General features: G+C 75.8%; 9 protein-coding genes. 7 read left to right on the top strand and 2 right to left on the bottom strand.

The window, feature by feature from the left end:
- Positions 1 to 867: S8/S53 family peptidase (locus ACFSBI_RS09350; RefSeq protein WP_465252514.1), on the bottom strand; the 867-nt coding region annotated here is incomplete at its 3' end.
- 179 nt (positions 868 to 1,046) lie between these two features.
- Between ACFSBI_RS09350 and ACFSBI_RS09345 the strand changes: the two genes are divergently transcribed.
- From ACFSBI_RS09345 to ACFSBI_RS09315, 7 genes are all read left to right on the top strand, one after another.
- Positions 1,047 to 1,229, top strand: a complete 183-nt coding sequence (locus ACFSBI_RS09345; RefSeq protein ID WP_377934263.1) for a hypothetical protein — start codon at positions 1,047 to 1,049, stop codon at positions 1,227 to 1,229.
- Between the two features lie 255 nt (positions 1,230 to 1,484).
- A complete protein-coding gene (locus ACFSBI_RS09340) occupies positions 1,485 to 2,204 on the top strand; it encodes an FAD-dependent oxidoreductase (protein WP_377934261.1) in 720 nt (239 codons plus the stop codon).
- 112 nt (positions 2,205 to 2,316) lie between these two features.
- Entirely contained in the window at positions 2,317 to 2,703 is a 387-nt protein-coding gene (locus tag ACFSBI_RS09335) for a phage holin family protein (protein ID WP_377934259.1), read from the top strand.
- A gap of 97 nt (positions 2,704 to 2,800) precedes the next feature.
- Positions 2,801 to 3,817 (top strand): sodium:calcium antiporter, encoded by a 1,017-nt coding sequence (locus tag ACFSBI_RS09330; RefSeq protein ID WP_377934257.1) that lies wholly within the window; start codon positions 2,801 to 2,803, stop codon positions 3,815 to 3,817.
- Between the two features lie 52 nt (positions 3,818 to 3,869).
- Positions 3,870 to 4,271, top strand: a complete 402-nt coding sequence (locus ACFSBI_RS09325) for a TadE/TadG family type IV pilus assembly protein (RefSeq protein ID WP_377934255.1) — start codon at positions 3,870 to 3,872, stop codon at positions 4,269 to 4,271.
- Positions 4,246 to 4,695: a hypothetical protein gene (locus ACFSBI_RS09320; RefSeq protein ID WP_377934253.1), complete on the top strand. Its 450-nt coding sequence runs from the start codon at positions 4,246 to 4,248 to the stop codon at positions 4,693 to 4,695. The genes ACFSBI_RS09325 and ACFSBI_RS09320 overlap by 26 nt, the downstream gene beginning before the upstream one ends.
- A complete protein-coding gene (locus tag ACFSBI_RS09315) occupies positions 4,692 to 5,123 on the top strand; it encodes a hypothetical protein (protein WP_377934251.1) in 432 nt (143 codons plus the stop codon). Before ACFSBI_RS09320 ends, ACFSBI_RS09315 begins: the two co-directional genes overlap by 4 nt.
- A gap of 17 nt (positions 5,124 to 5,140) precedes the next feature.
- Here ACFSBI_RS09315 and ACFSBI_RS09310 read toward each other — a convergent pair whose 3' ends face one another.
- Positions 5,141 to 6,412: an MFS transporter gene (locus tag ACFSBI_RS09310; protein ID WP_377934250.1), complete on the bottom strand. Its 1,272-nt coding sequence runs from the start codon at positions 6,410 to 6,412 to the stop codon at positions 5,141 to 5,143.
- Between the last annotated feature and the right edge of the window lie 50 nt (positions 6,413 to 6,462).

The raw sequence follows: 6,462 nt of genomic DNA, 5'->3' as shown, positions 1-6,462 counted from the left end.
CGCGGCGGCGCGTGCGCCGGCGCGCGCCGTGCGGAGCGCCGTCTTCGCGGCGGCGAGCGTGGCGAGGTGCTGCCGCTCCGGCGTGATGCCCGCGGCGCGCGTCGCGTCGCCGTTCGCCACCTCGATGCCGCTGTCCGCGGCCCGGCGCTGCGCGGCGCCGGTGGCGCCCGCGCGGCTCAGCGTCGTCCCGCCGACGGCGATCACAGTCGGCAGCGTCGCCGGGATCGTGGCCTGCGGGTAGCCGGAGTCGCCCGTGGCGGCGACCAGCGCGACGCCCTGGTGCGTGAAGTAGCGGGCGGTGACGACGGACGCATCGGCGGTCTCGGGAGCGCCCCACGACATCGACACGGCCTGCGCGCCGAGCGCCACCGCGGTGTTCACGCCGGTGCCCAGCGAGCTGACGGCGGCGCTCGCGGTCTCGACCACGAGGATCCGGCAGGACGGGCAGGCCGCGCTGACCGCCTGGACGTCGAGGCTCGCCTCGAGGCTCCAGCCGGCGTCGAAGGCGGGGTACGAGGTGCCGCCGTCCTGGTCGACCTTGCGGAAGCAGCCGTTCGCCGTGGTGCAGGCCGGCAGCCCGAAGGTGCTGCGGTACCGGGCGAGGTCGGACTCCAGCTCGGGGGTGTCGTAGGGGATCACGACGCCGACGGTGCCGCCCACGACCCCGCCGGACAGCCCGTAGGCGTCGGTGATGTCGGCGGGGTGCAGGCCCGCGGGGCCGCCCGTCGTCGGGGCCCCGGCGATCGTCCGCGCCATGGGGACGGCCAGCGGATCCGAGGCGCGGGGCGCGGCCTCCGCCGCGGTCGCGACGACGCCGAGCGCGACGAGGACCGCGCTCAGTCGCGTGACGGCGTTCCTGCTGGTCATCAGTCCTTTTCCACGTCGCTCCGGCCGTCCGGCAGCGTAGGGACGCGCCGGCGGCGTCTCGGCTCCCACTTCGGGTGTCGAGCGCACCGCACCCGGGCCACGTCCTGTGGAGAACCGCCGCCGCCCGAGCGTCCGGGCGAGCACACTGACGGCGACCCGAGATCCGCCCGGAGGACCCGATGAAGACGCTGCTCGCGACCACCCGCCGACCGCTCGCGGACGACGCCGAACGGGGCGACGTGCCGGGCTGGGTGCTCGTCACCCTGATGACCGCGGGACTCGTCGTCCTGCTGTGGGGCGTGGCCGGCCCGGCGCTGACCGGGCTCTTCGACCAGGCGATGCAGAGCGTCTCCGGCATGTAGCGCGAGCGAGGGGCGACCGGCCTGCGGTCCTTCGAGGACTCAACCGGTGCTTCCTCGACGGACAGCCCGTCATCGGTGAGCGGCCAGAGAACGCCCAGAGGGCCGACGGACGCTCAGCAGTGCACGCCGCACCGTCGGAACCGCCGACGGCAGGGCCGCCGCCTCGCCTCGAGTCCGCGAGCAGCGCCCGGCGCCGCGAGCGGACCGGACAGGGGGCGGGCACGTGATGCATCAGGCCGAGGAGCGGACGCGTCCATGAGCGCCTCGACCGGGGCGGTCCTCGTCGCCCGCCGTGAGATCGCCGCCAGGACCCTCGAGCTCGCCTTCGAGCCGGAGGAGGAGGTGCCGTTCCTCGCCGGCCAGTACTGCCGCGTCGAGGTCGAGCACCTGCGGTGGCCCGACCGCAGGAGCAGCCGCAAGCTGTCGATCGTCAACGCGCCCTCGGAGACCGGCCGCATCACGATCGCCGTGCGGTCCGGCGACAGCGGGTACAAGCGCACCCTCGCCGCCCTCGAGCCGGGGGAGCGGGTGCGGATCCAACGGGTCAAGGGCGACCTCGTGCTGCCGGCGTCGCGGCGCCGTCCCCTGTCGTTCATCGCGGGCGGGATCGGGGTCGTGCCCTTCGTCAGCATGCTCCGCGAGCTGGACCACCGCGGCGGGCTGCACGACGTGCGACTCCTCCTCGTGAACCGGGATCGGTCGTCGGTCGCCTACCTCGACGAGCTGCGGGCGCTCGCCGCTGCGAACCCCGGCTTCGTCCTCGCGACCGTGATGACCCGTGATCCCGGGTGGCAGGGCGAGCGGCGGCGCCTCGGGAAGGCGCTGCTCCAGTCCGTCCTCGGGAAGCCACGGGACTTCGACCACTACGTCGTCGGGACGCCCCGGATGGTCGACGCCGCGGTCGACGCCCTGCGCGACGCGGGGGTCAAGCGGAAGCGGATCCACGAGGAGGACTTCTCCGGCTACACGGCCTGACGCGCGGTCCGGGGGCGGCGGCCGGTCCTCCGGCGGAACCTCCCACCCGGCGTGGAGTCCGCACGGAGCCCATGTCGTCCCCGCGTCCAGGCGCGGGTGCTGCGCTGTGGTCATGAGCGACGAGCGGGGTGACGGGGACGGTCTGAGCGAGCTGGCCGAGCAGGTGGGCCATGACGTGTCGAGCCTGGTGGACAAGGAGGTCGCGACCGCGAAGACGGAGCTGACCGAGACCGCGAAGCAGGGCGCCGTCGGGGCGGGGCTGGTGGGCGGCGCGGCCGTCTCGGGCCTCATGGCACTGCTCTTCGGCTCCATCGCGGTGTGGCGGGGGCTCGGCAACCGGATCGGCTTCGGCAAGTCGGCCGCGCTGGTCGCCGCGCTCTACGGTGCCGGCGCCGTAGCGCTGTCGTCCGGCGGCGCCGAGCGCATCACGCACCTCACGGGGGCGCCGCGGACCGGGCGGTCGCTGCACGACCTGTCCTCCGCGGCGCGGAGCGACTGACCCGGCTCGGGCCGACCGGCCGGGAGCCGAGGAGGGCGCCCGCAGGCGCCGTCCACCAGGCTGGTCGCATGACGCCGAGGTCGAAGCGGGGCGCCCCGTGACCGCCTGGCCGTTCTGGCCGAGCGTGCTCGCGCTGCTCGGCTCCGTCGTCGTCATCGTCTTCGCGGGCAGCAGGCTCGCACGCGCCGCCGACGAGCTCGCGGACCGCACCGGGCTCGGCGAGGCGATCGCGGGTGCCGTCTTCCTCGGCGTCATCACCTCGCTGCCAGGCATCGTGACGACCGCGACCGGGTCGCTCGCCGGCGACGCGGAGTTCGCGCTCGCGAACCCGATCGGCGGCGTCGCGCTGCAGACCGTCTGGCTCGCGATCGCGGACCTCGTGTACCGCCGGGCGAACCTCGAGCACGCTGCCGCCTCGCTCGAGAACATGCTGCAGGCGGTCGTCCTGATGGGGCTGCTCGCGCTGCCCGTCGTCGCCTTCGCCACCCCGCAGCTGCTGATCGGGTGGTTCCACCCCGTCACGATCGCGATCCCGATCCTGTACGTCGCGGGGCTGCGCCTCGTCCAGCGCATGCAGACCGACCCGATGTGGCAGCCGGTCCGCACGCGCGACACGCGCGACGACCAGGGGGACGACGGGGACGAGGGCCGTCCCCTGCCGGTGCTGTGGGGCACGCTCGCGGGGCTCGGCCTCGTCGTGGCCGTGACGGGCTGGGTGATCGGCCAGGCAGGGCTCGGGGTCGTCGCGGCGACGGGCTGGCCGAGCGGGATCACCGGCTTCACGGTCACCACCGCGGTCACCTCGCTGCCCGAGCTGATCGTGCTCATCGCCGCGATCCGCCAGGGCGCGCTGACCCTCGGCGTCGGCAACATCATCGGCGGCAACGTCTTCGACGTGCTCACCCTGCCCGTCGCCGACGCCTTCTACCTCGACGGGTCGATCTACCGGGCGGCCGGGCCCACGAGCCTCGTCCTGCTCGGCGGGACGATCCTGATCACCGCCGTCCTCGCCGCGGGTCTGCTGGTCCGCGATCGGCGGGGCGTCGGCTTCGAGGGGCTCGGCATCCCGGCGGCGTACGTCGGCACCGTGGGGCTCGCGATCGTCGCGCGCTGAGGCCTGGGGACAACTCCGGACGCGTCAGCGGCGTCCCGGTCACACTGCTGCCGTGCCCGGAGCCCCAGCCGTCCCGCCCGACGGGGAGCGCGGCTCGGCGCCGGTGGAGTTCTTGCTGTCCGCGACCGTGCTCGTGGTGCTGGTGCTCGGCGTGCTGCAGGTCGGCGCGGCGCTGCTGGTGCGCAACACGGCGCTCGACGCCGCCGCGGAGGGCGCGAGGTGGGCCGCGGTGGAGGGCAACACGACGGAGGACGGCGTCGAGCGCGCGCGGCAGGTGCTGACGGACAGCCTCGGACCCCGCTACGCCCGTTCCATCACGGCGGGGCGGACCGCGTTCGCGCAGCAGCCGGCCGTCCGGGTCACGGCGCGCATCCCCCTGCCGGTGATCGGCCTGCTGGGCCCGCCCGACGGGATCGAGGTGACCGGGCATGCCGCGCTCGAGCCGGGGGAGTGAGGCCGGGTCCGCGGCCGTCGAGGGGTTCGTGCTCGGCGTGCTGCTGCTCGTGCCGCTCGTCTACCTCGTGCTGACGCTCTCCGCGCTGCAGGGCGCCGCCTTCGCCGCCGAGGGGGCGGCACGGCAGGCGGCCCGCAGCATCGTGCTGGCCGAGGACGACGCGGCCGGCCGCGCCGCCGCGGACGCCGCGGTGCGGGTGGCGCTCGCCGACTGGCGGGTGCCGGAGGGCGCGGCGTCGGTGGCGGTCGAGTGCCGGCCGGCGCCGGACGACTGCCTGACGCCCCGCGGCGCGGTGCGGGTGTCGGCGCTCCTCGCGACCGCGCTGCTGCTGCTGCCGCCCGCGGTCGCCGTCGACGCCCCGGCGAGCGTTCCCGTCGACGCGGCCGCCGTGCAGCGGGTCTCGGCCTTCCGGCCGCAGCCATGAGGAGGCGGGACGACGGGTCCGCCCTGCCGCTGCTGCTCGTCCTCGTGCTCGTCGCCGTCGCGTTCGTGGCCGTGGCGGCGGGCGCGACCGCGCTGCACCTCGACCGCCTGCGGCTGCTCACCGTCGCCGACGGGGCCGCGCTCGCCTCGGCGGAGTCGTTCCGGGTCGCGGACGTCCGGGTGGAGGGGGACGCGGTGGTGCCCCGGCTCACCGGGACCCGGGTGCGCGAGGCGGCGGCGGCCGCGGTCGGTGCCGCTGACCGCGGCGACCTGGTCGGCCTGCGGCTCGTGGACGCGCGGGTCTCCGACGACGGGCGCGTCGCCACCGTCGTCGTGGCAGCGGTGTGGCGGCCGCCGCTCGCGCACGCGCTGCTGCCGGTCGAGGTCCCGGTCCGGGTCGAGTCGCGCGCCGCCGCCCGCTTCGGCTGACGTCGGCCGGGCCGGGGTCAGGCGCGGGCGGGCCGGGGGATGAAGCGGGGCACCCAGCGGGCGAGCATCCCGGCGCCCGCGAGCCCGAGCACGCCGATGACCGCTGCGGCGGCCGGCAGCGACGCGACCGCCGTCACCGCCGACACCACGAGCGGGGTGGCGGCGTTGCCCGCGTCGCCGGTGAACCGGTAGGCGCCGAGGAACGGGGCGGGGTCGTGCCGCGGCGCGAGGTCCGCGCCGAAGGTCATCAGGATGCCGCTGCCGAGCCCGTTGGCGACCGACATCAGGACCGCCGTCGCGACGAACCACGCGACCGCGCCCGGCAGCCCGTGGGTGACGGCGAGCAGCAGGTGACCGATCCCGAGGCCGATCATCGACGGCATCGCGCTCCACAGCCGGCCGAACCGGTCCATGATCTGGCCGCTCGTGAAGAACAGCGCGAGGTCGACGGCGCCCGCGACGCCGATCACGAGCGCGATGCTGCTCTCCGGCATCCCGAGGCTGACGCCGACGAGCGGCAGGATCACCTGGCGGCTGGAGCGGAGCCCGCCGATCAGTGCGGCCGCGGTGCCCATCCGGGCCAGCACGTGGCCGTGCTGCGCGATCGTCCGCAGCAGGCCGGCGCGCGCCGGCTCGGCGACGGCGCCGCCCACGCGGTCCACCTGGGGCGCCGCGGCCGACGCCGCGACCGCCTCCTGCCGGCGGCGCGCGAGCACCTCGGACGGGTCGGGCAGCACGAGCAGCACGACGGCGACGACGATGCAGGCGCCCGCCGCGATGAGGAAGGTGGAGCGGGTCGACCCGGTCAGCGCGATGAGGCCCGCCGACAGGAAGGGGCCGACGAAGTAGCCGCCGCGGAACATGCCGCCGAGCAGCGACAGCGCCCTCGCGCGGTGCGACAGCGGCACGAAGGAGGTCATGAACGCCTGCCGCGCGAGCGCGAACGAGGCGGTCGCGATGCCGAGCAGGAGCACGCCCGCGGCGAGCACCGCGGGCACCGGCGCCAGGAAGCAGAGCGCGAGCCCGACGAGGGCGACGAGCGCGGAGCCGATCATCGCGTTGCGCTCGCCGACCCGGCTCACGATCCAGCCGCTCGGCAGGTCCCCGATCAGCGTGCCGACCATCAGCAGCGCGGAGATGAAGCCCGCGAGCGCGAGCGAGCCGCCGAGCCGGGCCGCGTCGACAGGGATCACCGGGATGATCGCGCCCTCGCCGATCGCGAACAGCAGCGACGGCAGGTAGACCGGCAGTGCGGCGGAGCCGAGGCGGTAGGGCTCGGCGGCGGTCATCGGGGACCACGGTACGCGGTGCCGGGGATGCGTCCCGACTACCATGGCGC

The organism is Amnibacterium endophyticum (assembly GCF_042680685.1).
Lineage (GTDB): Bacteria > Actinomycetota > Actinomycetes > Actinomycetales > Microbacteriaceae > Amnibacterium > Amnibacterium endophyticum.
Note: the sequence above shows the minus strand (reverse complement) of the source record. Positions and strands in the feature narration are given on the sequence as shown.

Coding starts and splice junctions, on each gene's coding strand:
- ACFSBI_RS09345 (WP_377934263.1), top strand. CDS start 1,047: ATGAAGACGCTGCTCGCGACCACCCGCCGACCGCTCGCGGACGACGCC.
- ACFSBI_RS09340 (WP_377934261.1), top strand. CDS start 1,485: ATGAGCGCCTCGACCGGGGCGGTCCTCGTCGCCCGCCGTGAGATCGCC.
- ACFSBI_RS09335 (WP_377934259.1), top strand. CDS start 2,317: ATGAGCGACGAGCGGGGTGACGGGGACGGTCTGAGCGAGCTGGCCGAG.
- ACFSBI_RS09320 (WP_377934253.1), top strand. CDS start 4,246: ATGCCGCGCTCGAGCCGGGGGAGTGAGGCCGGGTCCGCGGCCGTCGAG.
- ACFSBI_RS09315 (WP_377934251.1), top strand. CDS start 4,692: ATGAGGAGGCGGGACGACGGGTCCGCCCTGCCGCTGCTGCTCGTCCTC.
- ACFSBI_RS09310 (WP_377934250.1), bottom strand. CDS start 6,412: ATGACCGCCGCCGAGCCCTACCGCCTCGGCTCCGCCGCACTGCCGGTC.